The organism is Hyunsoonleella ulvae, from assembly GCF_016827605.1.
Taxonomy (GTDB): Bacteria; Bacteroidota; Bacteroidia; order Flavobacteriales; family Flavobacteriaceae; genus Jejuia; species Jejuia ulvae.
Map to the genome: position 1 here is coordinate 345,460 of NZ_JAEPJQ010000001.1, position 24,348 is coordinate 369,807.

The following is a 24,348-nucleotide window of genomic DNA, read 5'->3' on the forward strand; positions in this document are numbered from 1 at the left end:
TATGTTTTACTTAATTCAAAAATATCGGTTTGTCCCAGAATACACCTACGCTTCTTCTATGCATTGGGTGGTGCTTTTCTTGTGCATAGTTATTGGTATAATTATTATTTTTCAACTTTTTAATATTGGATTAGGTAAGCATCAAAACATTAAATCTAAGTATCGCTATCTAATTTTAGCTATTATTTTTCTACTATATAATGTTTTGAATGGTTTATTACCAGATGATAACTTTCCTGGTCCTAGAATCCTTCAATACGTTATAACTTATACGATTTCAATTGTAATGTGCATCTATCTAGTTTGGTATTTATATAAAGAATTCAATATTAAAACACCAAATACATTTTTCAAAATAAAGAACTTGATTATCATTCTTTCCCTTTGTTTTGCATTACTTTTTATAATCCCCTATTACTATACAGGCTCTCTAGATTTCGCTAGAAGTCTATTTCTAATTTTCCCTACTATACTTTCCATAGTTTTTATTGTATATTTCTTTCTAGTGATTAAAAAGAAAACTAAAAGAGATCGCTATTTTAAAATTCAAACGAATCTAGGTTTAAGTTCAATTTTCTCTTTAGTTATGCTTCCCGCATTAACTTATTTTGGCGATTTTCAGCCCATAACGCATTCCATAATGACGTCATCATTTTTTTTCGTTACTATAATGGAAGTAAATAGCTATTTATATCGATTAAAGAACACCTACAAATTAGATCAAGATATTGCAGACCTATACGGTCTTACAAATAGAGAAAATGAAATTGTACTTCAGATAATAGAAGGCTACAGTTATAAAAAAATAGCTGAAAATATGTTTATATCCTATGGTACAGTTAGAAAGCACGCTTCTAACATCTTTAACAAATCAAACTGTTCGAGCAGACAAGAACTTATTGATAAAGTGAATTAATAAACTAATCTCAATAGCATTTATGAATTGTGTATAAAATTCACATAGCAAATACGCAAAATTTACACAGTTTATTATCCTACATTTATGTATTTCTAACCATCTTTATTAAACTAACCTAAAATCTACCAAATACTATTAAAAGTCAATAGATAATCTATTGGATACCGCGTGTATAACTAAACTTTTGTGATGGATTTTACTTTACGCAATACTATATACACTAATGAACTTGAAAAAATCGAACAAAGTTCTTTATCCATTCTTGACACGTCCAGACAAATCATAATTCTATCTCGCAACACTTTAAATGATTTTAAAAAAGCTATTATTAAAACGGATTTTGTTTCAGTTCCAAAGGAAGTAGAATTCTTTAAACACCAAAAGCAAATCTCTTTAATTCAACTTATCTATTATACCGAAATACGTTCTTTTGAACTTCAGTTTCCAAAATCAAATGTTCAAGACCAAGAAAAAGCTTTAAAGAAAAAACTTCGAAAGCTTAATCGGTTCTATTTATACAATATTGATTTCAACCAATATGTTGAAGCTAAACTCCATCACTTTGATAAGCAATATTACACAAGAGGCCATTTAGACCGTTTTTCAATCTCATCATCAAAATTCTATTTTCAAGATCCTGATTTTAGTACGCCACGTGATATGCTTTTAGGTAAGATTAAAGCCTACAAGCTTTTTATGAATTACCTAAAATTAAGGCTTGATAAAATCAAAAACAGAAAATCAACCAATGACATAAATAATACAAATCTAAAATGGACATCTTCTAAATCTGCACTAACAGAATTAATCTATGCACTTTATTTTAATCGTGTAATAAATAATGGAAACGTCGATATAAAAGAAATAGCAATTGCATTACAAAAAGTATTACAATTTGACCTTGGGGATTTCTACAAAATATTCTCTGAAATTAAATCTCGAAAAATAAGCAGAACTAAATTTTTGGATGATTTATCCAATGGTTTGCTTCTACAAATGGATAGCGCAGAAGAATAAAATATCTTCTTTTTTTAAACCACATACGGTTGACCTCCTGCTTTTATAACTTTGTTACAATTATCTTCTTTTTTAAATCTAAAATTCACTTATCACAACCTCAAAACGCACCAAATAGCATCAAATTTAATAATGTTAAAATTTGACCGTACTCTGGTCATACTTGTGATTAAAATCCATCAATACTATTCAAATTTGTAGAATGAAAGTCAAATCAGGTCAAGGGCTATCATTTTAGTCGAAAGCAAAATGGTAGTTCTTTTCTAAAAATAGTTCTACTATGCCAGCAACAATTATTACTACAGATGATCTTAGGGATTTTAAACTTGAATTGCTCGATGACATCAAAAAACTTTTAAGCAAACAAGCGCAAGGTAAACTAAAGAAATATCTAAAATCTTCAGAACTCATGGACTTACTTCAAATTAGTCCTGGTACTCTACAAAATCTCCGAATTAAAGGCACACTACCCTATACAAAAGTTGGTGGCATCATTTTTTATGATTCCGAAGAAATTCAGAAGGTTATGGACAATAATCGCGTGCACCACAAAATCGATTAAGGATGTATGAATTATATAAAACATCTCAATGCTGTATTTCAAAAATTCTATGCAGACAAAAGGCTAAACACAACTCATGTCAGCTTGTATATGGCTTTGTTTCAGTTTTGGAATTTAAACCGATTTCGAGAAGAATTTTACATAGACAGGCAAGAAGTTATGGAACTCTCAAAAATTGGTTCGACAGCAACTTATCATCGCTGTTTAAAACAAATGGATTCATGGAATTATCTAAAATATATGCCTTCACATAATCCATACAAAGGCAGTAAGATCAAGTTGTTCAATTTCGGTACAACCTCTGAACAAGCTGTGAATGAGTTGGAAACAAGTACTGAACAAGCATTGATACGTAATACAAACATTAATAAACAAATAGAAAACATAAATAAAACTAAGCTACCAAAAAATGAAATTGAAGTGATTGATTTTTTTAAAAAGAAAAAATGGCCTGATAATGAAGCCAAGAAATTCTACAACCACTACCAAGGCATCGGATGGAAAATTGGTGGTAAAATAAAAATTGAAGATTGGCATGCTACAGCAAGTAATTGGATGTTAAAAGCCAATGAATATGAAAATGCAGATGCAGTTCCTCAAAAAAAGGACAATCTGCGAACCAATAAAAACAAAGATTATGGTCAACCCTTGTAAAATAGTCGAAGAACACAAAACGTATGACATTGGTACTTTTGATGGCAAAGAAGTGATGTATGATTTTGAAAAAATTTTAATCTATCTCGATGTTAAAGGAAAAATGCTCTTTGGAAATGGTTTTAAAATCTACGAAGAAGACCATCCAATCATTTTAAAACTCTGCCATTATTTTATAAAAGATAAAGAAAACTGCGAGAAAAATGAGATTGATCCCAATAAAGGCATTTTACTTTCTGGACCTGTTGGTTGTGGCAAAACGAGCCTAATGATTTTATTGAAAAATATCGTTCCGTTACAAAAGCCATACATCCTAATTCCATCTAGAAATATCGTATTTGGCTTTAATCATATTGGCTATAAAACCATCGAGGATTATGGTTGTAGGCAGTTTTTCTGTTTCGATGATTTAGGTGTTGAACCTATTGGAAGACATTACGGAAAGGATTGCAACGTCATGGGCGAAATCTTACTCTCACGACACGAACTTTTTATAAACCATCATATAAAAACACACGGAACTACAAACCTAAATGCTGAAGAATTGGAAGATTTATATGGCAATAGAGTCCGAAGCAGAATGCGAGAATTATTTAACCTCGTAGCATTCGATCAAGATACCAGCGATAAACGAAAATAAAAATTTAGAAATTATGAAAATAGCAACTTTTAATGTTCAGAACTTATTTCACAGAGACAGAAACCTTTTAGAAAAACTAATCGAAAATTCAACTTCCGATTGGACAACAGAGCTTGACAAACTCATGGTCGAACCCTCTAAATCTTTGATTCAACAGGATCGGATTAGAGAACTATCATTTTTAATTGGTTTTGAAAAATCAAGTCCGCGACCTTATGCAGTTTTGAGACGAAAAGCAGGTTTTCTCTTTATGAAAGGCCTTAGCCATTCTATTGACTGCAAAGCTAATAATCTCACAGATTGGAATGGATGGATAAAACTTCAAACCGTTCCCATTCATCCTAAAGCAACACAACATAAAGCCCAAGTTATCGCCAATGTAAATCCAGATATTTTACTACTACAAGAAATTGAGGACAGAGCTTCATTTGAGGACTTTAACCAACTCATTCTACCAGAATTTGACTGTAAACCTTTTGAACACTCTTTTGTGATTCAAGGCAATGATATGGATAGTTTAGAAATGGGAATAGCGCTGCGACATGGCTATAATCTCAAAGCTGTTAGAACCCATAATATCAATGCAGCAACTAACGATGATGGCAAAAATTTGATTGTATATGAAATTAGCACACCATCAAAAGAAACCATTTGGCTATTAAATGCTTATTTAAAAAAGCCAACAAAGAACAGAAAACAATCGGATAGTATTCGAAAAAAACAAGTTTACAAGATTGCTGAAGTTTATAAAAAGCTAATAGCTGAAGGCAAAACTAATGTCATCATCGCAGGTACATTTAACGCACCATCTTATTGTAATTCTTTATCGCCTTTAATTCAAGACACAGACTTAAAAGATATTACAAAACATCTCTCTTTTGAAGTGGATATTGATAAGGGAAACGATGGTACTTATTTCAGATTAGGCGCTTACAGAATGGGTGTAAATATTAAGCAGAAAGATTACATGTTGTTCTCTCCAGCTTTATTCAATAAAATGGAAGATAGTGGCTTAAATCGCAAAGCGATATGGCCAGAAAAGCATCCGCAATGGTCTATCTATAAATCTGTTTCTAATAGAAATGTTGCTGCTAGTGAGCATCCTTTGGTTTGGGGAAGAATTAGAAACATGTAATCATTCAATTGAACTAAAAGCACACATTAATTAGATAATAGAGCAGACCTAATATATTAAATCAATTATTTATTTGAATTGTTAGCGCTTTGGGTGCTGACCTTGTGTCTTCTATTTTGTTTCGTTATATTTTATCCCCAAAAATCTATTGTCCTTTGTAAATGCTTCACGTTTTAAATCATCTACTTTAAATAATAGTTTCCCATTTCTTAAAGCCGATTCAATCAAATCACTATTAAGCGTAACTATATATTGAAATTCATTTGGTGTTTTGTTATTGTATTCAAATAAATAATTTAAACTTTTTTCAATAGAATCATCATCTTCAAATATGTTGTCGTGGATTAAGAATCCTAGGTGATTTGTTCGAGTGTATTCATTCAACATTAATGCAATGTCATAGATAAACACCTTCATTCTTTCAGTTGAATGACTACCATCATCATCAGTTCTCATTATAAAATCAACCACACTTTGATTTTTTGTTGTTTTAATCTCAAAATGTGCCTCACGATTTCCCATAATTCTTTCGTGAATGTTTAGTATTGACTCTTTAAAACTCTTTAATGTTTTTTCGTTTTTATATAACTCTTCTTCGAAGTCGGAAATCAAAACAGCCTTATCTGCTTCTATTTTTTTCTTGTCTCTCTCTGATTCATCGTATTTTTGAATTAATGAACGTAAATTATTTAACTCTCGATTCTTTTCATTGAAAACATTAATCGATGTTTTTAAATCTTTTAAGACTTCTCCATTGTCTAATAATGATATTTTTTCCGAATACTCTTCATCAATTTTTCTAACGATTGAATTAAGTTCAGAAAGCTCAGTTCTTAAGCTTATCAAGCGATCATTTACAATTGAATTTCTAAAACCATCAATCTTATTTTTAAATTCTTTCAAATCCTCCAAAGACCTTTCAACTAAATTTCCTAGACCTTTCTTGAACTGATTAAAAATTATTTGAATTTCGTTTTCATTAATACTTTCAGGTTTAGGGAACGAATCTATTTGTTTAATCTCGTATTTTATCGCTTGTTGTTTAGTCCTTAATTGTGCTAGTTTCGCTTCTAACTTAACTAAATCTTCCTGAACTAGTTCAAATGATTCATTGGTTTTCAAGTTTTCAATTGCCTTATTAACTTTGTCAACTTCACTTTCTAATTCATTGAGATGAGCTTTAGCATCTTGAATTTTTATTTCGTTGTTATTTGTTATGAGTTTTTTAGTTTCAGAGAAAAAAGCTCTTTTCTTTTTTAATGCATCATTAACTTTTTTTATCTCTTTGTATTTTTCAAGACCCACATTCAAAAAGAAAAGATGAGGACTATAATCAGGTGGAATCGACTTGTTTGTGTCAAAACATTTTATTAAATCCTTAAATTCTGATCGTTCGTCTCTTATAATCGGTTGTAATAGATTTCTAAAACTCAGACGCGTAGTCTTTGCAGAATAATTCTCAAAATAAAGATTTCCGAGATATTCAGAAGCGTCATCTAGCTTCTCAAAATAAATTTGTTTATCATCAATTTCAATTGAAACCTGCTCAGGATTACTAATCGAGCGAGAAATTATAACCCTTTTATTATTGAAATCGAAGTCTAATTTAATTTGACTTTCAATAATATCAGCATTTTTTTTAGGTATTAAATTTAGCCGACTATCTGATATCCTTTTTAATAGACAAAAGTTAATAAATTCTATACATATTGATTTTCCAACACCAATTTTCTTATTTGTCTTTTCTGATTTCTCTCCCATTATTATATTGACTCCAAAATCAAATGATATTGGTGTGAATATTTCAGGCTCACTATATAATTTATTGATTTTAATCATTTTTATTTTTGATATAAATAAAAGGTTCTTGAAAATCTACTATTCCTGAAGAATACAAAAATGCAAGACCAAAAAACAAGTGTCGATAACGAGTTATATTATGTTTTTTCAGTTCTTTAGAAACATCGAAAATAGAAATTTTATCCACCTTCTTTTTCTGAATTTGTTTCAAAATAAGAGATGCAACATATATTGATGAAGTCTTTATATTTTCGTCTTTAGATAATAACATAAATTATTTGTTTGGAAATACATTGCAATTAATTAATTCATCAAGTAAATAAAACTTAATAGCTTGTTTGTCAAACTTAACTCCATTAGAAGAAAGTTTTTCATAAAATAATTCAACAAGTGAATGCAAAGCTAGTTTAGGGTTGTTATTTTCTTTAGTTAAAATAATGTCACTTTCATCTTTTAAAAAATCTGAAATTATTTCAGCTTCCACGCTATCAATCTCTGATGTTGCTTCGATTAAAGGACCATTATATTTACCATATAAACCTGCGTATTGTTGTTTGAGATATTCTGAATGTTCACTAAACCTGTTTTCAATTTTATTTTTTGGATCAACATTTACTGTTTTGTCAATAATTATTCTGTTTTTATTTAAACTAAGGTAATTAATCAGTTCCATTATGGTTTCAACTTCTGAACATTCTGTTTTTTGCCTTTCTGTCAATATATTATTGTTCAAAAAGTCTGCTAAATCTTTAATCTTATCTATTTCTTGAAGGTCATTGATGATTGCAAGAAGTCTTTTAATGTCCAAAACATCTTCTCTATGATTAAAGTTTTTTCCGAACTTCGTTCTGTAATTTTTTGCGTCTTTTGAAATGAGCAATATTTGTAATTTATAGTATTGATTTTCTGGTTTTGCAAAAAAGCCATCTATCGCCTCTTTAATTTTGGTATTATCATTTTGGGAAGTAACCTGAATTGCTTGTTTATTAACATCGTCAATTAAGTCTATATGGGCAAAATTGTTACTTTCAAAATTTGTGTTGTTAAATTTAAATCCAATTAAATTGAATAGGTCTCTATAAAAGTTTTCAGCAAAAACATTTATATCAGTTAAATTTAATGAATTAAAATTTTCTACTTCTTTCTGAAGATATGTTAGTCTTTTTGTAATTATTGATATGTAAGTTTGTCTATTGTCCATTTTCGCTGTAAAGATACTTTTTCTAAATTTCGTTCTTCATAAATATTAATTAATTTGTTATTGTAAATTTATTGAACAGGCAACCAATGTTTTAAAAGTACCTCATATCGCTTCATTTATACTTCATTGAAAATACGGAAATTATGGTATTAACACTATCGCGTAAAGTTAAATTCATTTCTTTTCTTAACTACATTATATATAATTATATATTTAGAACAATGATCTTACTTTAAATAATTTAATAATAGATAATAATATTTTTCTGATTACAATAATAACCTCTAAATACAACTGACTCATAACCCCAAAAATTTAATAATCGATTGAAGTATAACCAAAGCAACAGCACTTTGAGACTCTTCTTTAGATAAATATATCGCCTCATCAGTTTGAGATAAAAATCCAAGTTCTAAAAGAACCGTTGCATTACTATTGTCGTTATCTCGTAACACCTGAAAATTTCCATATTTTAATCCTCTGTTTTTAATGCCAAGTATATCTGCCAATCCTTTTTGTATCATAAATCCTAAATAGGCAGATTCTTCGGCTTGCACTTCGCTTTTAGGATGAATGAAAACTTCTGTTCCTGATGCTGTTCTGTTTATGGCTTGATTACAATGTAACGAAATAAATATATCAGCTTTTAGTTTTTTGGATAGTTCTGTTCTATCGCCTAGAGATATTAATGTGTCTTTATATCTAGTGAGATATAACATTAAAAGGTTTTCAAATAAGGTATTATTGAGTACCACTATTTTAGAAGCAACATCCAAAGTAATATCTTTTTCCTTTATACCATTTCTGCTCGTTGCACCAGCATCTTTTCCACCATGACCAGGATCTATTATTACAATAGGATTCCTTGCTTGGTCTTTAACATTTTGTGCATAAGTAAGATTTAAAAAAACTGTACAGAATAGTAAGAGTGTAATTTGATTTAATGTGTTCATAATAATCGTTTTAGATTACACAATATTCAAGAAATCAATCACTTCCTTAATAATCTTCAAAAGTTTAACACCATCTAGCGTTAAAATTTAGAGATTTTCTTCCTTCATCTTCATTTCATAATAGATTTCACAAAATAAAATTAGAAACTGCCTCTACAGGCTAAACCAAATAATTATGAAAAAATCAATTTTTATCTTACTCACATTCTTGATGACATCAGCATCAAGCTTTGCACAAATTGGTGGTATTGAAGATTCTGTAAACGATGTTTCAGATACCATTAGAACCATTTTCCCAATCATTCTAGGTGTCATCTTTCTTGTTGGATTCCTATTTAATGCTGGTCATTTCTTTGGCGAGAACGCAGACCTTAAAAAAGGTATTACTCGTGTTTTAGTATTTGTTCTCATCGCTGGTGCCGTGGTAGGCATCTTCACTTACTTAATAACTATCGTAGTTTAATGAAGCGATACGAAGTCTATAAAAATATTAGGAAACGGGCAGTCATTTTTGGATTGCCCATTTCCCTGTTTGCCTTAATGATGGTTTCAATTCTTGCCTCATTATTAATCATCATTTTCTCTTTCAGTTTTGGGTTGATAATTGGCATTCTGATTTTCAATTCAGCCTTATATGTTGCCTTGACTCGCATAACCAACAATCCACAACTTTTTCAGATGGCAAAAGCCTTTCCAAAAATTATAAGCAACAAAAGAAATTCCGGCTTCGATTATGAACAAGATTAATATTTCAACATATCAACCCATTTTAGATATTCAAGACAATATCGTATTTGCCAACAATGGCAATGTGATTCTATGTTATGAAGGGAATCTACCAGAAATCTATTCCTTGTCCGAAAAGGATTTTGAGGATATGCATGGTGCATGGTTTCAAGCTTTGAAATCGTTACCTATTGGAACTGTTGTCCATAAACAAGACATCTACCTTAAGAAATCTTATTCTTCAGAAAAACTTCCAAACACCACCTTTTTAGAAAAAGCAACACACGAGTATTTTAGAGGTCGTGGACACATAGAACATAAATGTTATTTGTTCTTTATTTTAACTAAGAACAAAGCACTCAACAATCCGAAATACGTCAATCCCTTCAGAAAAATTTCAAAGGGAATTGTACAAGAATTGGATGATAACATTAAGAGCTTCGCTAATTCTGTAAACGATTCGGTTTCCTTTATAAATAATAGTAGAAAAATAGAATTTCTTCCGCTAAATGCAGAAGATATTCAGCAATTAACAAGTAGTTATTTTAATGGTTTCAATGAAGGATTTGATACCGATATTTTATTGGAAAAGAAAAGCGTCAATATTGGCGAAAACCACTTTGATGCGCTCGCCATCAACAGCGAATTATGCTTTGGCGAAAATGTTCAAAGTAGCAAAACCAATGAGAAATTCACTTCGGACGATTTTGTATTTCATCAAGGGTTTATTGATGGCTTAGGACTTACACTTAATGAAAACCATATTGTTAACCAAATTCTTTATTTGGATGACAAACAAAAGTGGCGCAAGCTATTGGATAAGAAAATAGAAGAACTTAATAAAAGTTCCAATTTTGGTTCACAGAACAAAGTGGTTCTTACAAAAATTCAACACATTCTAGATCAAATCAATGCAGATGACAATTCACGTATTATACGTGGTCATCTCAATATTGTCTATTGGTCGAAAGATGTCAAAAAACTAGACAAAATCACTTCTAAAATAAAAACCGAATTCAAGGAATTAGATATCATTCCTTATTATCCAAGAGGCGAAGAACGCAAAAATTATATCCTAAATAGTTACTGTTGCTTCTCTTCCAATTTTTCAAACAATGATTTATACGTAACCGATTTAAAACATGCACTTTGTCTCTTCATAAATAACACCAATTACAAATCGGATAAAACAGGCATTATCTTTAATGATAGAGAACATAACATTCCGGTATTAAAAGATGTTTGGGATGAAAAAAAGAAGCGAATCAAAGCTAGAAATTTTGCCATTTTTGCGCCTACTGGCGAAGGCAAGTCCTTTCTAGCAAACAATATTTTACGTCAATATTTTGAAAGCGGTGTAAGATTGGTCATTATAGATTTAGGTGGTTCTTACACCAAATTTGCAAAACTCTATCCTGAAAAATACACCGTATTACGATACGAAAGCGGAAAGAACTTAGGTATCAATCCCTTTTACATTAGTGATGTAAAAGATTTGACACCTGAACGCTTAGAGGATTTATCAGTATTTCTTTTTGAATTGTTTGCTTCAGATATGAAAGTGACCAAAGCGCAATCGGTTTCCGTTAAAAAGATACTGCGCCATTATTACAATAACACTTCTGAAAATCATTCTTTGGAAGGTTATTACAACTTTATAGAAAGGAATCAGGAAGATCTTCTGACTACTCTTAAAATCCATCCCGACTACTTTAATGTTACGAGCTTTTTACACGTCATGTCTGAGTATGTTGGCGATGGTCTATATAGTTTTCTATTTGAGGTCAGCGAAGACCAAACCTATAAAATAGAAGACAAACGATTGATTGTTTTTGAACTGGATGAAGTAAAGGACAACAAGGAAATTTTGTCCGTAATGTTGAAGTTGATTAAATCTGCTATCCAAAGAACTATTTGGAAAAACAGAGCAGAAAAAGGCATCATTTTATTCGATGAATTTGCCAAACAACTGAAGTTTGAAAACGTACTAGAAAGTGTAGAATTCTATTATCAGGCTATTCGTAAACAGAATGGCGCTATTGGAATTATACTGCAATCCATTAATCAACTTCCGAATAATTCCACATCAGCGAGCATCTTAGAAAACACGCAAGTTATCTACAGTCTGAATAATGAAAAAGGTTATGACGAATTAGTCAGAAGACTCAATCTATCTAGCCATGATCTGAACCAATTAAAATCCATTAAAAACAATCTTTCTGGTCCAAGAAAGTACACCGAAATGTTTATCAAAATTGGAAAGGAAAGCAACATTTTTAGACTCGAAGTACCGAAGGAAGTGTATGCAGCCTATTTAACCGATGGACAAGAAAACGAAGACATTATGAAGCTCTACGAAGCCCATCACGATATGCAAAAAGCAATAATTCAATTCACATCTAAAACGTAATATTATGAAAAAGAAAATCAGAATTTTAGTAATGGCAGTAACATTAATGCTATTAATTCCATCAAAGGCAACTAGCCAAGGAATGCCTACCTATGACAACACCAATTTTATCAGTTTGGTAAAACAACTTGTAGAATCTGGTAAACAGACAGCTCAAATGATTAAGTCTGTTAAATTTTTGAAGGATGCAAAAGAAGCCATAGAAAAAGTATCTAGTGTGGTACAACAACTTAGAGCGGTTGAGGAAATTGCACAAAATAATCAACGTCTTATTCAGGTTATGCAAAATGATTTACAAGACATTTTGAACTCGCCTTATATAAAACCTGAAGAAGTTACACGAATTGCAGAATCATTCGATGCGATAGTCCAAAACTCATTGGACACCGTTGAATTTATGGGCGAAATTTTATCCAGCGATAATCTTAAAATGACCGATGCCGAACGTGCAGAAGTTCTTAAAAAGAAGGAACAGGAATCCAAAGAAATGGTATCTAATATAACTACAAAAACAAAACGATACAGAGACATTATTTCCTTCAGAAAAATGCAGGATAAAGTCAATAATCGCGAAACAAACTATTAGAAATGACCGCAACCATCATTTTAGGAATTGGGCTAGAATATATCGACACGGTATTTCAAACCATACAGAACAGCAGTTTTTCGCAATATACCATTGCAGGAATGAAAACGCTTGCTGTATTGTTTTTCTTGGTCAATATCCTAAAAAAATACAATGAAGGTATTGCGGATAAAGATGGCTATTCTTGGGGATTGAGTCCAGGCGAACTCGCAAAGAATTTTGCTGTGGTGCTATTGGTTATTTTTTCAACGCAGGTGTTAGGGTTTTTCGATGGTATTTTAGTTGCTATTGAAGGACAATATCGAGGGACAGCACCTGCGTTATTACCATTGCAATTACAGGATTTACCGCTTGAAGAAGAAGTCGGTTTATTAGATGCTGCAAGTATGGCAATGACGTTGCTTTATGAAGCTTTAGTAACACCACTTTATGGATTCAAGATATTAGCTTTTATGCTGAGTACCATTTTATGGATTCTTGACCTGTTTATCTACCCTCTATTTTTAGCAGAACGCTTCTTTCTTTTAGGCATTATGCAAGCATTTTTCCCATTGGTTATAAGTTTAGCTGTATTTGAAAAATTCCGCTCTCTTGCCTACACATTTTTCAAACTCTATGCAGCAGTTTATATGTTAGTGCCAGCATTTTTTCTGGTCAATGTATTTGTCAATGCTATCTATACTGAAATAAACACCAACTTCTGGACCAACTTGTTTGGTACCGATTTTGGCCAGGGCTTTTTTGCACCTGTTGTTCAATTAGGCTCGGTAGGCTTTATCGTATTCCTGAAGTTCAAGTTATATAAACGCGCTACATCTTTCACTCTTAGATTGTTTACCAGCTAATTCAACTCACAATGAAAACACCTTACAAAAACATATACAACGTTCTAAAATTGAATCGATTTATCGTTTTGGCAGTAGTCGTTTGCGCATTGCTATCTAGTACTTTTTCGGTTTGGATGGCATTTAATACAAATAAAAATGCGATGAATAGTGCTTTTGCCATTAATACAGATGGCAGTATCATTCCGCTGAAACTCGTCAACCAAAAAGAAAATTTTAAGGTTGAAGCTTTGGCACATTTAGAACTGTTTCACAATTACTTCTATAATATTGATGCAAGCAATTATGAAAAAAATCTTAAAAAGGCACTTTGGCTTGGTAATAGTTCAGTCGATAACTTATATCGTCAGAAAAAAGCGGATGGTGTCTATAATCGATTATTACAATATTCATTAGTCCAAAAAGTACTAAGCATCGAGTCGCAGATAACAGAAAATAATGGTTCATATAGTTTTACTACCACAACCATTTTTGAAATCAATAGAGGTTCTATAATCGACACATATGAATTGGTTTCCACCGGAAACTTAATTATGGTTGACCGAAACTTCCCAAACAATCCGCACGGACTTTTAATTACAAATTATTTCGAAAACACTCTAAAAAAATTAAGCGATGAAAGTAGAAAAGAATAAAATCGTATTTATAGCAGTATTAGCTATTGTTTTCATATTCCTGATTTCCTATTCCGTAATGGTAATGGGCGATGACGAAAGCGAGAATGACAATCTTGAACAAACCTTAATACCAGATTTGGAAGAAAATCAAAAAGAGTATGATTCTAAGTTAGATGCTCTTAATGATTTAAAAGAAGTGCGTGAAAACAATGCACCCAGCATCTATGATGAAAAATTAATTGATTCTTTAGGCTATTACGATCCAGATCTTCCAGAACGTGAAAGAAAACGTATTGTAGATAGTATTTATGATGCAGGTAAAATTCAATACTCAGATAAAAAATATCAAAACTTCGGACAGAAGAAAGTCGAAAAGAAGCAACCTATAGAAATTGATTCTTCAGAAATACTTAGAGAACTTAAAATTCAAGCTAAAGAATTAGGCTTGGAACATCAACTGTTTTTTGCAGCTGCACCAAAACCCAATGAACTTTCTATTATTGGCAATACGGATGCTACCATTTACGTGGTTGTTGATGGCGACCAAATTGTAAAGGCAAACACCAGATTGAGAATGCGACTTACCAAAGCTGCAACAATCAACAGTAAACTAATGCCCAAGAACACACTTGTATTTGGTTTCATCAGCTTTCAACCCAATCGTGCTTTAATTGAAATTGAGAATATCAATCATCATCCCACAAAACTCAAAGCTTTCGATTTACAAGATGGTAGTGAAGGTATTTATGTGGAAAATAACTTTAGAGCTGAAGCGACAGGTGAAGTTCTGGACGATGTTATTGGCGATATCAATATTCCAACTGTTCCGCAAGTAGGCGGCATCACTAAAGTCCTTAGACGTAGTAATCGAAATGTGAAGGTTACTGTACTGAACAATTATAAACTTATTCTAAAACCAAAATTATGAGACCAATACTATTAATATTAGCTATGATAATTTCAACTTTCGTGGAAGCACAAACAAGAATACTTGACACCATTTATGCTAATGACACAAAAAATGTGGCACTCTTTTTTCCTGAGCCTATACGTCAAGGTATAACTGGCTCAGAAAATTTTGTATTCACTTACAATCGTGAAAAAGAACAATATTTTGGTTTACTACAAGCTAAACAAGGAAAAGAAAGTAATCTACTGGTAATCAATAGAAATGGTTCGATTTTTTCGTATATTGTAAGGTATAAAGCGCAGCTTTCAAAGCTCAATTATTTCATCCCGATGACAAGTAGTATTGGGAATGAAAAACCAAAAGTCAAAGATTCAATTCAGACTGAAACTTTTGAAAAAAAGATTGATAACAGTACGTATTATTATCAAAAATTCTGCTCTTATCTTCTCGATAGAAGACAATATCTAGGAAGATATACAAGGCGAAATAGCGGTGTTATCATGAGGCTTGAAAATATTGTTTTTGATAAAGAAGAGCTCTACTTCGTTATTCAAATTAGGAATAATTCTACTTTGGATTATGATTTGAATTTCCTTAACCTTTCCGTTGAAACACGACAAAAAGGAAAAAAGAAATCTTTACAACGTTTGTACATAGAGCCTATTTTTAAACATCATCTGCCTTCTAAAATTGTGGTAAATGAAACGGTAAGATTTATATATGTCATGCCTAAATTTTCGTTATCTAATGACAGAAGAGTAGTTTTAGAATTAAATGAGAAAGATGGCGAACGAAATATTGAAATGAAAGTATCACATAAATATATCAATAACCCAAATTAATAATATCATGAAAAAAATAGCCATTTACTCACTTGTTGCCTTATTTATTTCTTGTGCGGGAACTACGAATTCAGATCCTCCATCGGTAGCAGAAATCGTTGCAGAAAGTTTTTATCAAGGCAAAGAAGCCACGCTTAAAAAGCATACAACACCAGAAGGTTTTGCCACATTTTCCAATCTTCAAAAAATGTTTGCTAAACCTAAAGGTTCAGAATCAAATTTTAAACTTATAGATGAAGTTACAGAAGGCGATGTTGCTTGGATAAAATACTCGACCTCTTATGACAAAACACCAGGCATTTTTAAATTGGTAAAGCAAGATGGTGTTTGGAAAGTTACGGTTAGAGATCCTAAGGAAAAAGCGCCGTTGTGAAAATTAGATACTTTTTTTAAATATAAAATTAACTTATAAGGGATGAAATTACTTTCATCCCTTTGTGCTTTTGTCTTTCAATTTCATCAATTCTACTGAGCCTGTATCTTTATCAATAAAAATGAAATCTGCTTGATCTTTTGATATTCCATAATTTTCTCTTGCGCCAAAAATTGTTGTCTTATCTGTTATAAATTCAATATCCTCATTAATCGAGAAAGAATATCGCTCTACTGTAGAATTAATTAAAGTATCAGCATAATTTGGGTAATCCTTAAATTTAATTTCATTATAGTTGGTATCAAGAATATTTACAAATGCTTTCTCCGCATCTTTAAAAATTCTTAATCTATCTTCTAATTCATTTTTCCCAAGTTCATTAAAATCTGTCGGATGCAAATATTGCTTTATTTCTAATGAATTAATATCGAAAAAAAACAATATCATTTCATCTGTAACCCTAGAACCTTTAATATGCGGATGCTCATTTGAAAGTATTCTAAGTCGCTTGTCATGAGGTTTAATCACAAGCCTACTAAAGCTATCATTCTTCGTAGAAATTCCTATGTAGTGCAAATGGTACTTTGTAAAATCTCTGTAATTTTCAAACCCTGAGAAAAATGGTGGTTGATATGAAAGATTATAAAGAAATTTCTCTGTTGTGAACCAATCTATTACTTCAGGATCTTCAGATTTTTTCCATATTCTAATTAACTTATCTCCAAGTTCTATATCTAAATCTCCAAATTCCATAAGTGGTAAATCATGAGCTTTAAACAATTCAACTAAATCTATACTTCCGGACATTTCATTGCCTCCAGATTCAAATTTAAAGTTGATTTTACCTGAAAGACTCAAATTCATCAAAACTAAATTTTCATTTTCAAAAATGAATTTTGATTCTGCCCTTTGTCCTATAAAATAAATTTTACTTCTCTTAAACCAATCTAAAGACTCCGTATCGTTTTTCAGCCACTCAGATTCTTGATTCGAAATGGGTGGATATACTAATTCTAAATAATGTATTTGTGCCCTCAATATCTATAATTTATTCTTTTTCGTTTTCTCTCTCCAATCAATAAGTTTAGCACTATAGTCTGCTCCTAAGTTATCGAGAGTTCCAATATTATTTTCGAGTAGTAATTCAACCGCATTCCATTTTCCTTTCTCTCCTGCCCAGTAAACAGCTCTTTCTGCTCCACTATCAAGATTATGAAGGTCATTATCTATTAAGAATTGTAACAACGTTACTTGACCTGTACTAGCTGCACTACAAAAAATACCGTTAAACTCGTTAAAGTAACCAAGTAGCAATTCCATAATTGGTAGATTACCTTTAGCTGCTGTCCATTGCAATGCAGAAGTCTCATTTTTATATTCTGCTGATTTCCCAATGAGATACTTTACAAGTTCCAAGTCCTGAGCATCACAAGTATATGCAAGTACCATTTTTTTAGCAGCAGATTCATGAGAAATTCCATTCTCTAGAAAATAGGTGACAATTTTAGAATATCCTTTTCTAGCAGCAATATCTATACACCAATCATTAGCAACATGAATATCTACTCCGTGTTTTACACATGTCTTGATAAATCTTAAATTGCCTTCAAAACAGGATTCTATGAAGCTTTTTTCTTGGTCTGTCATATATTAAACAGGTCTTATATTTCCATTAAATTTTCTCTATCTTTCAAATAGTAATATTTTTCCTTTCCTGAACTAAAATAAGCATTTCGAGTGGCTTTAAATTCCATTTTCTTCAAGTCTATATTCATTGTTAAAGCTCTTATTTCCCCACCATCTTTGTGTTGAATAATAAATGTTGAAATTGTAAATCCGTGTTCGGACAATCCTGTAAAATATTTAATATCAATTATTTTTGAGCCAGGTTCAAAACCTTTCTTTATCATTTCTCTTGTGATATGGTCTTTACCATAATCAAATATGACTTGAATATCGTTTAAACGTTCTTTCCTTTCAGCCTCAGATAGTTTTGTCCACATTCGATAATCGTCCATAAACATAAACTTCGTTTTCCTAATTAAATCTGAAGCTTCAAATTTAGATTCATCTTTCGATAAGTTTTGAACATTAGTTTTATTTCCTTTTTTCTTTTTTGAAATCAGTTTATAAATCCAATAGAATGGAAGTCCGAGAAAGAATAATATTAATAAAATAAGTAGAATTCCTGTCATTGGTTATTTACTCATATTAATTTCCCAATACCCTCTAGTACCATCTTTTCGTTCTAAATAGCCTTTTTCTTTAATAGCATTTATATGTTTACCAACAGCAGATTCATTGATACCTAAAACTTCAGCTATTTCATTATAAGTTATGGTTTTATTTTCAGCAATTAGTTTAAGTACTTCTTTTTGCCTTTTAGTCAATTTAGAATTATCGTCTATTTCACTACCTATTACACCACCTATTACACCACCTATTGCACCACCTTCTCCATTATCTTCTTTATCATCTACTTTAGTAGTAAGTTCTTTAGTAACAAAAGCCATTCTAAGAAAGTTTTCAGAAAAATTAAAACTCTCTTTACCATAATGATCTAAAATACGTGGAATACCAGAACCCAATTGTTCTACTAACTCCAAGTCTTTGAATATGCGCATCAGTTCTTTGTTACGAGGGACTGAAAACCCTTCAAAAAATTCTTGCTGACTCAATCCTTCAGGTAAACCTCCAGCAGATGTAATTTCAATTCTATCTGAAAAAATCTCAAACTTGGGCGGTACTTCATTGGTATAATCATTATGTACAAAAGCATTAATAATGGCTTCACGTAATGCAATAGGATTCCATAGGTGGCTTTGTTCTCTCTCCTTTGAAGTGATTTTTGTAGCTATTCTATTTTCTACAGCAATTTTATCTATGACTTGTTTAGTTGCCTTTGCTAAACACTCATTGCCATACTCATTACTTTCTATTAAATCTGTTCGATTTGTACCAGAATATTTAGCAACTTTAATAGACGTATTATTCTTATCTGCCAAAAGATAAGCTGCATAATTATATGCGCCATCTTCAGTAAGTAGTTCTAAATTTTTAGCAAATGCGTTGCCTAGTTTATAGCCTGATTCTTCATAATATATTTTCAGTTGGCTAAAAGTCAAGTCTTGTGTCGTTGCTTTGATTTTACTTATGGAATTTCGAGTACGTTTAGAAAAAAGCGTATCAATCATTTTTTGAGGCATTGGTTCTGCAGCAGTTCCAATTCGTATAAAGCACCCCTTTTCACTCATACCATATTTTCTTAAATGATATGGTTTTTCTGGTCCACTTGCTACAATAATTTTTATGATATCCTTACCCTCACGTTCTTCACTAACAATATCAAATAAGCCTAATGCAGATGGTTTAATATTGTGTTTCAACCGATCCTTTATCTTTAATTGGTCACTATCTGAATCTGCCAAACCATAAGTTTTTCCTGTTTTATCAATACCTATATAGATAATGCCACCTTCGCGATAGTTCAGAAAAGCAATGACTTCTTTTTCTAATCCTTCAGTAAGCTCTTGTTTGTATTCTATACGATTGGTCTCGGTCATGAAAATTGAAATGGTCTAACTAATTACGCTATAAAGATACTGATATTAATTTTTGAAAATCGATCTAACTTCTTTATAAACTCTATCAAAATTAGCTTGTAAATCAGCATCAGAATAGTTCTGCTGCTTTGTTGGTAGTCGCTTTTCAATTTTAGGCAATTTAAATTGTACTTTTCTGTCCTTTCCATCTGCGAACGTAATAAATTCGCCTTCTTTCAGTCTGAAAAACACATCAGCTCTAATTTTTGCAACCTCACGCTCTCCTGTTGTAATTCGTGTGTCAAAATTAAGATTATGACCTCTGTTTACGCTTGTGGTTTCTTTCTTTACAATTTCAAAAAAGCGTTCGTAATATTTAGCTGTGTCTGGATCGTTTACCTTTCCGAAGAATTGATATGATAAATTACTTAAAATTGCTTTACTCGCCTTATCTCCATACATCATATCATTCTGTATTTTGTCTTGCATTACATAAATCGTGGCAATATCATAACTACGCAATGTCGCTGGAATTCTGTGCATATTTAATAATCTGATTGTTGGTGCTTCTTCCATCAACAAAAATGAAGCATTTGAATTTCGCACGCTCATTTGCTTTGTAATGGTGTGAATAATAGTCGCAATGATTGGCGAATAAGCTGTTTCGTATTTTGGATTATTGACTACTGAAATCGCTAAAGGTTTGTCCTGGCTATTTATGTCGAGCGGAACATCATCTGCGGATAAAGCCATAAAAATACGTTGCGTACTTATTTTTTTGAGCGCATTGGCCAAAGTGCTTTTTACACCAGCCGTTTGTCTGTCTGAATCCTTACCACTAATAAAAGCGTCAGCCATCGCTCTCGATGTTGTATTCTTACTTAAAAATGCAATTAGACTTGAAGTGTTGAGATATTGGTAAACAGCTATTAAGTGAGGTAATGTACAATATTGTGGATGCGAGGTTCTTAACTTCCAAATCAATCCACTAATTAAGCCTTCAGCTGCATCATTAAAAAATTTTGTTGTTCCTATACTTCCGGATTCTCTTTGTTCTAATAGGTTTTCTATAAGCACTCTAGCGACCTCATTTACGCTTTCTTCATTGGTCATATATCTTGGTGCTATTGGATTCACTCGGTCATGAATGTTATCGAATGAAATTACTTTAAAATCAATCTCATTTTTTTCAAATAAAGGAAATGCCATTTCTGTGATTTCAAAGTTTTTATAATCGTGAATTACACCAGAAAATTTATGTTTGCTGAAATGCTGAAGGAAATTAAAAACCACGCTTTCAGTTTTTCCACTTCCTGCAGAACCAATAATTGAAGCGCCTCGTTTGATGTTATTAATTTTGAAACTCCCTCGTTTTACTTTGAAATGAACTTGGTGCTTATCATTAGAATCCAAAATGTCATTCTCCTTGTGAAGAAACACATATAATACTGTATTGATAAGCAAAAGCGGACAACCGATATAAAGAATCTGGATAACCCAATGCATTAAATACGGACTCAATTTAAAAAGCAACCCTAAACAAATAACAATCAAAATCAGGTTTACAAAAAAGGCGTATCTCGTCATTTTGAAAAGACTTGAAAACACCAAGCTCATTCCAAACAGTAATGCAATAGTAAACGTGATTCCTTGTATTTCCATATTATATACCTATTGAACCCGATTTAATTGCTATGTCCACACCACGTTTTAAATACTTTATGGTTTTAAGTGCTAACTGCACTTGATTGGTTGGAATACTCGCCATAGGGACTCCAGATTTTGCAAGCATTTTAAATGCTACTGCTTTCTCACTTGCTGGCAATCCTAATAATGTTGTGAAGTACAGTTTTGGATTTTTAATGAACTCTTTTTTCGATTTATAGGATTCTGCATAGTTGCGTTTGTAACCAAAAGTTTTATCAAAAGTGCTTTCGGCTTTTGTGAAAAACGCATCTCTATCAAAACCACGTTTTACAATTTTACCATGCATCTCAACTTCCGAACCTTTGTATTTAGATCCTGGTGATAGACTAACAGAATTTGAGGCATCTTTTCGACTCACGATAATATGAATATGACTTTGATTACCTGCTTTTTTCATGCCTTGAACAATCCGTTTACCATTTTGTCGATGTGGTGCCTCGGCTTCGAGTTTGCTAATTTGGGATTTCATTTTCTTTATATTCCCATCTAATTGACCTTGTTCAATTTTCCGAATATCAGTTTTTAGCTGAAGTATTTTAGTGGCAAAAGGTTGGTTTTCTTTAACCTGTTTATCTGTGCCTTTGAATGTTCTTTGATGCTCAATTTTTGCAAAATATTTTATGTCGTCAACAGTTATTGGTTTACCATTAATTTCTCGATTAAAGGACGTTGCATAATCGTTCATTATGACTCTAGTATATTTCTTTAAATCTTCAGAATTATTCTGTAATTTTCTTAATTCATATTTACTTGGACTAACTGTAATGGAATAAAATTTTGGTTCTTTCTTTTTGAGTTTTGCAGCATTGCCATCAATTTCTTTTACCACATCTTTGGCTTCAATTTCATCGCCATATTGATTGAAAAAATGTTCCACATCTTCTTGCTCCAAACCTTGATTTTCTTTCTCCAGATACTCAGCAAAATCCGCAGAACTTTGTGAATAATCTCCTCCTAATTTTTGAGCTGTGATTGTGATATACATAATATTATAATTGATTACTTGAATCATTTTTTTCTACAATTAACACTTCCTTCTCTTTGACCTCTTTTTCTAAAATCAACTTTTCTTGCTTTGGTTCAAACTCCATAAATAAAGATCGCAACATTGCAGTTGTGGGTTTATCATGGTTCTTTTCTATGTCCTTTATAATGGCAATTACAGCATTGATTCGCTTCTTAATTTTACTCTCCAATGTTTGCATATTTGGCCCTAAAGTTTCATTTGGTGAAATGCCATTGTCCTCAAAAAAGTCCAGCATCAGAAGCAAAGTCATCGATTGTGATTTAGATAATTTTTTACAAAACACTCGAAAACGCTCTGCTACTGAAGTTTTAATCCCGAGCTTCTCAAATCGCTCTTTTTCATATCCTTTATCCATTTTTCTGAAAAAATTTGTTGTTTTGATTGGGCTGCGAGGATTTTTTCTGAAAAAACCATGTTACACATTCAAATATCAAAACAATCAATCGCCGAAAGGTGTTGATTTTACTAGGGTTTTGAAAAACTGAAAATCGAAACATCGCGCTAGCGTGTTACCCTCTTGCTATTCCTTTTCGTCCAGCTCGCTGGACAAAAAAAATACCATTACATCCAAAAATGTAATGGCTTTTTCTGTAATACAAATTGAAATTAGATTTTTTAAGAGTGTTATTATTGAAGTTTAAAAGTATCTTTAACAAACCGCTCTTTTTGTTGCAGAATATAAAATATGGGCATAAAAAAAGACCTCTGAAATTTTCAAAGGTCTTACAATTTTAAAGAACGTTTATATATTAAACACGTATGTGTAACTATACAAATTTCTTATTGCTTCTTCGTCTAGCATCTTGTCCAAATTTTGATTATTAGCAGATGCATATTCGATAATGTCCTTTCCATATTTATGCTTAACATCTTCTTTAGAATTGTTAAGCAAACGCTCTTGCGCTTCTTCACTCAAATCGGTAAAATTTATATAAATCATAGCTTTTCGTTTTATAAAATTCCGTTATCTGAAAAACTATAATAATCTCCATCAGGTGCAAAAATCAAATGGTCGAGAAGCTTAATATCAAATAATTTTGCAGCATTCTTAATCTTCTTCGTTAGGCTTTTATCAGCTTCACTAGGCATCAATTTTCCACTTGGATGATTGTGCGTTAAAATGATTGCTACCGATAGCGATTTTAAAATGACCGCAAATAAAATTCTTAAATCTACCAACGTTCCGACAATTCCACCTTGTGAAATTTGATATACGCCTTTTACCTTATTACTATTATTTAGAAGTACAATTTTAAATACTTCGTGTAGTGCAATAGTATCTTTATCCCAATCCTCAAACAACAATTCGGCTGCATCTTGAGAACTGTTTATTTTTTGCCACATAGATGATTTTAAACCGCCTTTGTAGCTAATTTTTATTTCATTAACTTTGTTCTTCATTGTTTCTATTATTAGTTATAGTGAGAATGAAAAAGAGGGCGCATCTTTCCACAGGAACGCCCTCTTTTAATTTCAATTATTCAGTAGCGTTATCCTCGCCTTTAATTCCCAAAAGCAGAATTTCATCAATTACCACTTCGGTAACATATCTTTTTTCTCCCTCTTTGGTTTCATAAGAGCGTGAGGTCAATTTTCCCTCTAATGCTACTTCTTTTCCTTTGCCTACATATTTCTCAACGATTTCGGCAATCTTTCCCCATGCTACAATATTGTGCCATTGGGTGTTTGTCACTTTTTCTCCCTTAGAATCTTTATAAGATTCATTGGTTGCAATTGAAAATTTTGCAACTTTCTTTCCGCTTTCAAGATTTGTGATTTCTGGCTCGTTTCCTACGTTGCCAATTAACTGTACTTTGTTTCTTAGAGTACTCATAATAAAAAATTTAAAGATTAATATTGACCTATCTAAACTATTCAGAAA

Annotated in this window: 29 protein-coding genes; 15 read left to right on the plus strand and 14 right to left on the minus strand. The window is 31.7% G+C overall.

Going from position 1 to position 24,348, the window contains the following annotated elements; translation table 11 throughout:
- The first annotated feature begins 1 nt into the window (after position 1).
- From JS605_RS01575 to JS605_RS01600, 6 genes are all read left to right on the plus strand, one after another.
- A complete protein-coding gene (locus JS605_RS01575; protein ID WP_203255943.1) occupies positions 2–916 on the plus strand; it encodes a helix-turn-helix transcriptional regulator in 915 nt (304 codons plus the stop codon).
- A 192-nt stretch (positions 917–1,108) separates the two neighbouring features.
- Positions 1,109–1,936: an RteC domain-containing protein gene (locus JS605_RS01580; RefSeq protein WP_203255944.1), complete on the plus strand. Its 828-nt coding sequence runs from the start codon at positions 1,109–1,111 to the stop codon at positions 1,934–1,936.
- A 280-nt stretch (positions 1,937–2,216) separates the two neighbouring features.
- Positions 2,217–2,498, plus strand: coding sequence for a helix-turn-helix domain-containing protein (locus JS605_RS01585; protein ID WP_203255945.1), 282 nt, complete (start codon positions 2,217–2,219; stop codon positions 2,496–2,498).
- 6 nt (positions 2,499–2,504) lie between these two features.
- Positions 2,505–3,152: a hypothetical protein gene (locus JS605_RS01590; RefSeq protein WP_203255946.1), complete on the plus strand. Its 648-nt coding sequence runs from the start codon at positions 2,505–2,507 to the stop codon at positions 3,150–3,152.
- Positions 3,136–3,792, plus strand: a complete 657-nt coding sequence (locus tag JS605_RS01595; RefSeq protein WP_203255947.1) for a P-loop NTPase family protein — start codon at positions 3,136–3,138, stop codon at positions 3,790–3,792. Before JS605_RS01590 ends, JS605_RS01595 begins: the two co-directional genes overlap by 17 nt.
- A gap of 13 nt (positions 3,793–3,805) precedes the next feature.
- The gene (locus JS605_RS01600; protein ID WP_203255948.1) at positions 3,806–4,927 is read left to right on the plus strand and encodes an exonuclease/endonuclease/phosphatase family protein; all 1,122 of its coding nucleotides are present in this window, start codon (positions 3,806–3,808) and stop codon (positions 4,925–4,927) included.
- A gap of 111 nt (positions 4,928–5,038) precedes the next feature.
- Here JS605_RS01600 and JS605_RS01605 read toward each other — a convergent pair whose 3' ends face one another.
- From JS605_RS01605 to JS605_RS01620, 4 genes are all read right to left on the minus strand, one after another.
- Complete coding sequence (locus tag JS605_RS01605; RefSeq protein WP_203255949.1) at positions 5,039–6,766, minus strand: DUF2326 domain-containing protein; 1,728 nt, start codon at positions 6,764–6,766, stop codon at positions 5,039–5,041.
- On the minus strand, positions 6,759–6,998 hold the full coding sequence (locus tag JS605_RS01610) for an ABC-three component system middle component 6 (RefSeq protein ID WP_203255950.1): 240 nt from the start codon (positions 6,996–6,998) through the stop codon (positions 6,759–6,761). Before JS605_RS01610 ends, JS605_RS01605 begins: the two co-directional genes overlap by 8 nt.
- A gap of 3 nt (positions 6,999–7,001) precedes the next feature.
- On the minus strand, positions 7,002–7,928 hold the full coding sequence (locus JS605_RS01615; protein WP_203255951.1) for an SMEK domain-containing protein: 927 nt from the start codon (positions 7,926–7,928) through the stop codon (positions 7,002–7,004).
- A gap of 299 nt (positions 7,929–8,227) precedes the next feature.
- Positions 8,228–8,881: an N-acetylmuramoyl-L-alanine amidase family protein gene (locus JS605_RS01620; protein ID WP_083253424.1), complete on the minus strand. Its 654-nt coding sequence runs from the start codon at positions 8,879–8,881 to the stop codon at positions 8,228–8,230.
- A gap of 175 nt (positions 8,882–9,056) precedes the next feature.
- On the opposite strand from JS605_RS01620, the gene JS605_RS01625 reads away from it, so the two are divergent.
- The 9 genes from JS605_RS01625 to JS605_RS01665 are packed head-to-tail and all read left to right on the plus strand — an operon-like array spanning position 9,057 to position 16,190.
- The gene (locus JS605_RS01625) at positions 9,057–9,344 is read left to right on the plus strand and encodes a hypothetical protein (RefSeq protein WP_069831856.1); all 288 of its coding nucleotides are present in this window, start codon (positions 9,057–9,059) and stop codon (positions 9,342–9,344) included.
- Positions 9,344–9,628 (plus strand): hypothetical protein, encoded by a 285-nt coding sequence (locus JS605_RS01630; RefSeq protein ID WP_083253425.1) that lies wholly within the window; start codon positions 9,344–9,346, stop codon positions 9,626–9,628. The genes JS605_RS01625 and JS605_RS01630 overlap by 1 nt, the downstream gene beginning before the upstream one ends.
- Entirely contained in the window at positions 9,615–12,017 is a 2,403-nt protein-coding gene (locus tag JS605_RS01635; RefSeq protein ID WP_203255952.1) for a TraG family conjugative transposon ATPase, read from the plus strand. Before JS605_RS01630 ends, JS605_RS01635 begins: the two co-directional genes overlap by 14 nt.
- A gap of 4 nt (positions 12,018–12,021) precedes the next feature.
- Complete coding sequence (locus tag JS605_RS01640) at positions 12,022–12,603, plus strand: conjugal transfer protein (RefSeq protein ID WP_203255953.1); 582 nt, start codon at positions 12,022–12,024, stop codon at positions 12,601–12,603.
- A 2-nt stretch (positions 12,604–12,605) separates the two neighbouring features.
- Positions 12,606–13,448 carry a hypothetical protein gene (locus JS605_RS01645; RefSeq protein WP_133968887.1) on the plus strand — a complete coding sequence of 281 codons (843 nt, stop codon included), beginning with the start codon at positions 12,606–12,608 and terminating at the stop codon, positions 13,446–13,448.
- An 11-nt stretch (positions 13,449–13,459) separates the two neighbouring features.
- Complete coding sequence (locus JS605_RS01650; protein ID WP_203255954.1) at positions 13,460–14,083, plus strand: conjugal transfer protein TraK; 624 nt, start codon at positions 13,460–13,462, stop codon at positions 14,081–14,083.
- Entirely contained in the window at positions 14,064–14,993 is a 930-nt protein-coding gene (traM, locus tag JS605_RS01655; protein ID WP_203255955.1) for a conjugative transposon protein TraM, read from the plus strand. The genes JS605_RS01650 and traM overlap by 20 nt, the downstream gene beginning before the upstream one ends.
- Positions 14,990–15,817, plus strand: a complete 828-nt coding sequence (locus tag JS605_RS01660) for a DUF4138 domain-containing protein (RefSeq protein WP_203255956.1) — start codon at positions 14,990–14,992, stop codon at positions 15,815–15,817. Before traM ends, JS605_RS01660 begins: the two co-directional genes overlap by 4 nt.
- Positions 15,818–15,824: 7 nt before the next feature.
- Positions 15,825–16,190 (plus strand): hypothetical protein, encoded by a 366-nt coding sequence (locus JS605_RS01665; protein WP_203255957.1) that lies wholly within the window; start codon positions 15,825–15,827, stop codon positions 16,188–16,190.
- Positions 16,191–16,244: 54 nt separating this feature from the next.
- Here the strand turns inward: JS605_RS01665 and JS605_RS01670 are convergent, their stop codons facing one another.
- From JS605_RS01670 to JS605_RS01715, 10 genes are all read right to left on the minus strand, one after another.
- Positions 16,245–17,228 carry a hypothetical protein gene (locus tag JS605_RS01670; RefSeq protein WP_203255958.1) on the minus strand — a complete coding sequence of 328 codons (984 nt, stop codon included), beginning with the start codon at positions 17,226–17,228 and terminating at the stop codon, positions 16,245–16,247.
- A gap of 3 nt (positions 17,229–17,231) precedes the next feature.
- Positions 17,232–17,837 carry an ankyrin repeat domain-containing protein gene (locus tag JS605_RS01675; protein WP_028283573.1) on the minus strand — a complete coding sequence of 202 codons (606 nt, stop codon included), beginning with the start codon at positions 17,835–17,837 and terminating at the stop codon, positions 17,232–17,234.
- A 14-nt stretch (positions 17,838–17,851) separates the two neighbouring features.
- Entirely contained in the window at positions 17,852–18,385 is a 534-nt protein-coding gene (locus JS605_RS01680; RefSeq protein WP_028283572.1) for a hypothetical protein, read from the minus strand.
- Positions 18,386–18,388: 3 nt separating this feature from the next.
- Positions 18,389–19,753 carry an RNA-binding domain-containing protein gene (locus tag JS605_RS01685; RefSeq protein ID WP_028283571.1) on the minus strand — a complete coding sequence of 455 codons (1,365 nt, stop codon included), beginning with the start codon at positions 19,751–19,753 and terminating at the stop codon, positions 18,389–18,391.
- Between the two features lie 45 nt (positions 19,754–19,798).
- Positions 19,799–21,394, minus strand: coding sequence for a type IV secretory system conjugative DNA transfer family protein (locus tag JS605_RS01690; RefSeq protein WP_203255959.1), 1,596 nt, complete (start codon positions 21,392–21,394; stop codon positions 19,799–19,801).
- A gap of 1 nt (position 21,395) precedes the next feature.
- Entirely contained in the window at positions 21,396–22,424 is a 1,029-nt protein-coding gene (gene mobB / locus JS605_RS01695; protein ID WP_203256721.1) for a MobB family relaxase, read from the minus strand.
- Between the two features lie 4 nt (positions 22,425–22,428).
- Positions 22,429–22,821, minus strand: coding sequence for a BfmA/BtgA family mobilization protein (locus JS605_RS01700; protein WP_203255960.1), 393 nt, complete (start codon positions 22,819–22,821; stop codon positions 22,429–22,431).
- A gap of 387 nt (positions 22,822–23,208) precedes the next feature.
- Positions 23,209–23,406, minus strand: coding sequence for a hypothetical protein (locus JS605_RS01705; RefSeq protein WP_069831866.1), 198 nt, complete (start codon positions 23,404–23,406; stop codon positions 23,209–23,211).
- A gap of 11 nt (positions 23,407–23,417) precedes the next feature.
- Entirely contained in the window at positions 23,418–23,867 is a 450-nt protein-coding gene (locus tag JS605_RS01710) for a JAB domain-containing protein (protein ID WP_203255961.1), read from the minus strand.
- 76 nt (positions 23,868–23,943) lie between these two features.
- Positions 23,944–24,300 carry a single-stranded DNA-binding protein gene (locus JS605_RS01715; RefSeq protein WP_069831868.1) on the minus strand — a complete coding sequence of 119 codons (357 nt, stop codon included), beginning with the start codon at positions 24,298–24,300 and terminating at the stop codon, positions 23,944–23,946.
- Positions 24,301–24,348 lie beyond the last annotated feature (48 nt).

What these genes read in the sequence shown, in the direction of transcription:
- JS605_RS01645 (WP_133968887.1), top strand. Translation starts at nt 12,606, where the DNA reads ATGACCGCAACCATCATTTTAGGAATTGGGCTAGAATATATCGACACG.
- JS605_RS01715 (WP_069831868.1), bottom strand. Translation starts at nt 24,300, where the DNA reads ATGAGTACTCTAAGAAACAAAGTACAGTTAATTGGCAACGTAGGAAAC.
- JS605_RS01665 (WP_203255957.1), top strand. Translation starts at nt 15,825, where the DNA reads ATGAAAAAAATAGCCATTTACTCACTTGTTGCCTTATTTATTTCTTGT.
- JS605_RS01605 (WP_203255949.1), bottom strand. Translation starts at nt 6,766, where the DNA reads ATGATTAAAATCAATAAATTATATAGTGAGCCTGAAATATTCACACCA.
- traM (WP_203255955.1), top strand. Translation starts at nt 14,064, where the DNA reads ATGAAAGTAGAAAAGAATAAAATCGTATTTATAGCAGTATTAGCTATT.
- JS605_RS01675 (WP_028283573.1), bottom strand. Translation starts at nt 17,837, where the DNA reads ATGACAGACCAAGAAAAAAGCTTCATAGAATCCTGTTTTGAAGGCAAT.
- JS605_RS01690 (WP_203255959.1), bottom strand. Translation starts at nt 21,394, where the DNA reads ATGGAAATACAAGGAATCACGTTTACTATTGCATTACTGTTTGGAATG.
- JS605_RS01685 (WP_028283571.1), bottom strand. Translation starts at nt 19,753, where the DNA reads ATGACCGAGACCAATCGTATAGAATACAAACAAGAGCTTACTGAAGGA.
- JS605_RS01705 (WP_069831866.1), bottom strand. Translation starts at nt 23,406, where the DNA reads ATGATTTATATAAATTTTACCGATTTGAGTGAAGAAGCGCAAGAGCGT.
- JS605_RS01700 (WP_203255960.1), bottom strand. Translation starts at nt 22,821, where the DNA reads ATGGATAAAGGATATGAAAAAGAGCGATTTGAGAAGCTCGGGATTAAA.
- JS605_RS01610 (WP_203255950.1), bottom strand. Translation starts at nt 6,998, where the DNA reads ATGTTATTATCTAAAGACGAAAATATAAAGACTTCATCAATATATGTT.
- JS605_RS01580 (WP_203255944.1), top strand. Translation starts at nt 1,109, where the DNA reads ATGGATTTTACTTTACGCAATACTATATACACTAATGAACTTGAAAAA.
- JS605_RS01615 (WP_203255951.1), bottom strand. Translation starts at nt 7,928, where the DNA reads ATGGACAATAGACAAACTTACATATCAATAATTACAAAAAGACTAACA.
- JS605_RS01650 (WP_203255954.1), top strand. Translation starts at nt 13,460, where the DNA reads ATGAAAACACCTTACAAAAACATATACAACGTTCTAAAATTGAATCGA.
- JS605_RS01625 (WP_069831856.1), top strand. Translation starts at nt 9,057, where the DNA reads ATGAAAAAATCAATTTTTATCTTACTCACATTCTTGATGACATCAGCA.
- JS605_RS01575 (WP_203255943.1), top strand. Translation starts at nt 2, where the DNA reads ATGTTTTACTTAATTCAAAAATATCGGTTTGTCCCAGAATACACCTAC.
- JS605_RS01595 (WP_203255947.1), top strand. Translation starts at nt 3,136, where the DNA reads ATGGTCAACCCTTGTAAAATAGTCGAAGAACACAAAACGTATGACATT.
- JS605_RS01585 (WP_203255945.1), top strand. Translation starts at nt 2,217, where the DNA reads ATGCCAGCAACAATTATTACTACAGATGATCTTAGGGATTTTAAACTT.
- JS605_RS01710 (WP_203255961.1), bottom strand. Translation starts at nt 23,867, where the DNA reads ATGAAGAACAAAGTTAATGAAATAAAAATTAGCTACAAAGGCGGTTTA.
- JS605_RS01660 (WP_203255956.1), top strand. Translation starts at nt 14,990, where the DNA reads ATGAGACCAATACTATTAATATTAGCTATGATAATTTCAACTTTCGTG.
- JS605_RS01635 (WP_203255952.1), top strand. Translation starts at nt 9,615, where the DNA reads ATGAACAAGATTAATATTTCAACATATCAACCCATTTTAGATATTCAA.
- JS605_RS01590 (WP_203255946.1), top strand. Translation starts at nt 2,505, where the DNA reads ATGAATTATATAAAACATCTCAATGCTGTATTTCAAAAATTCTATGCA.
- JS605_RS01630 (WP_083253425.1), top strand. Translation starts at nt 9,344, where the DNA reads ATGAAGCGATACGAAGTCTATAAAAATATTAGGAAACGGGCAGTCATT.
- JS605_RS01640 (WP_203255953.1), top strand. Translation starts at nt 12,022, where the DNA reads ATGAAAAAGAAAATCAGAATTTTAGTAATGGCAGTAACATTAATGCTA.
- JS605_RS01600 (WP_203255948.1), top strand. Translation starts at nt 3,806, where the DNA reads ATGAAAATAGCAACTTTTAATGTTCAGAACTTATTTCACAGAGACAGA.
- JS605_RS01620 (WP_083253424.1), bottom strand. Translation starts at nt 8,881, where the DNA reads ATGAACACATTAAATCAAATTACACTCTTACTATTCTGTACAGTTTTT.
- mobB (WP_203256721.1), bottom strand. Translation starts at nt 22,424, where the DNA reads ATGTATATCACAATCACAGCTCAAAAATTAGGAGGAGATTATTCACAA.
- JS605_RS01680 (WP_028283572.1), bottom strand. Translation starts at nt 18,385, where the DNA reads ATGACAGGAATTCTACTTATTTTATTAATATTATTCTTTCTCGGACTT.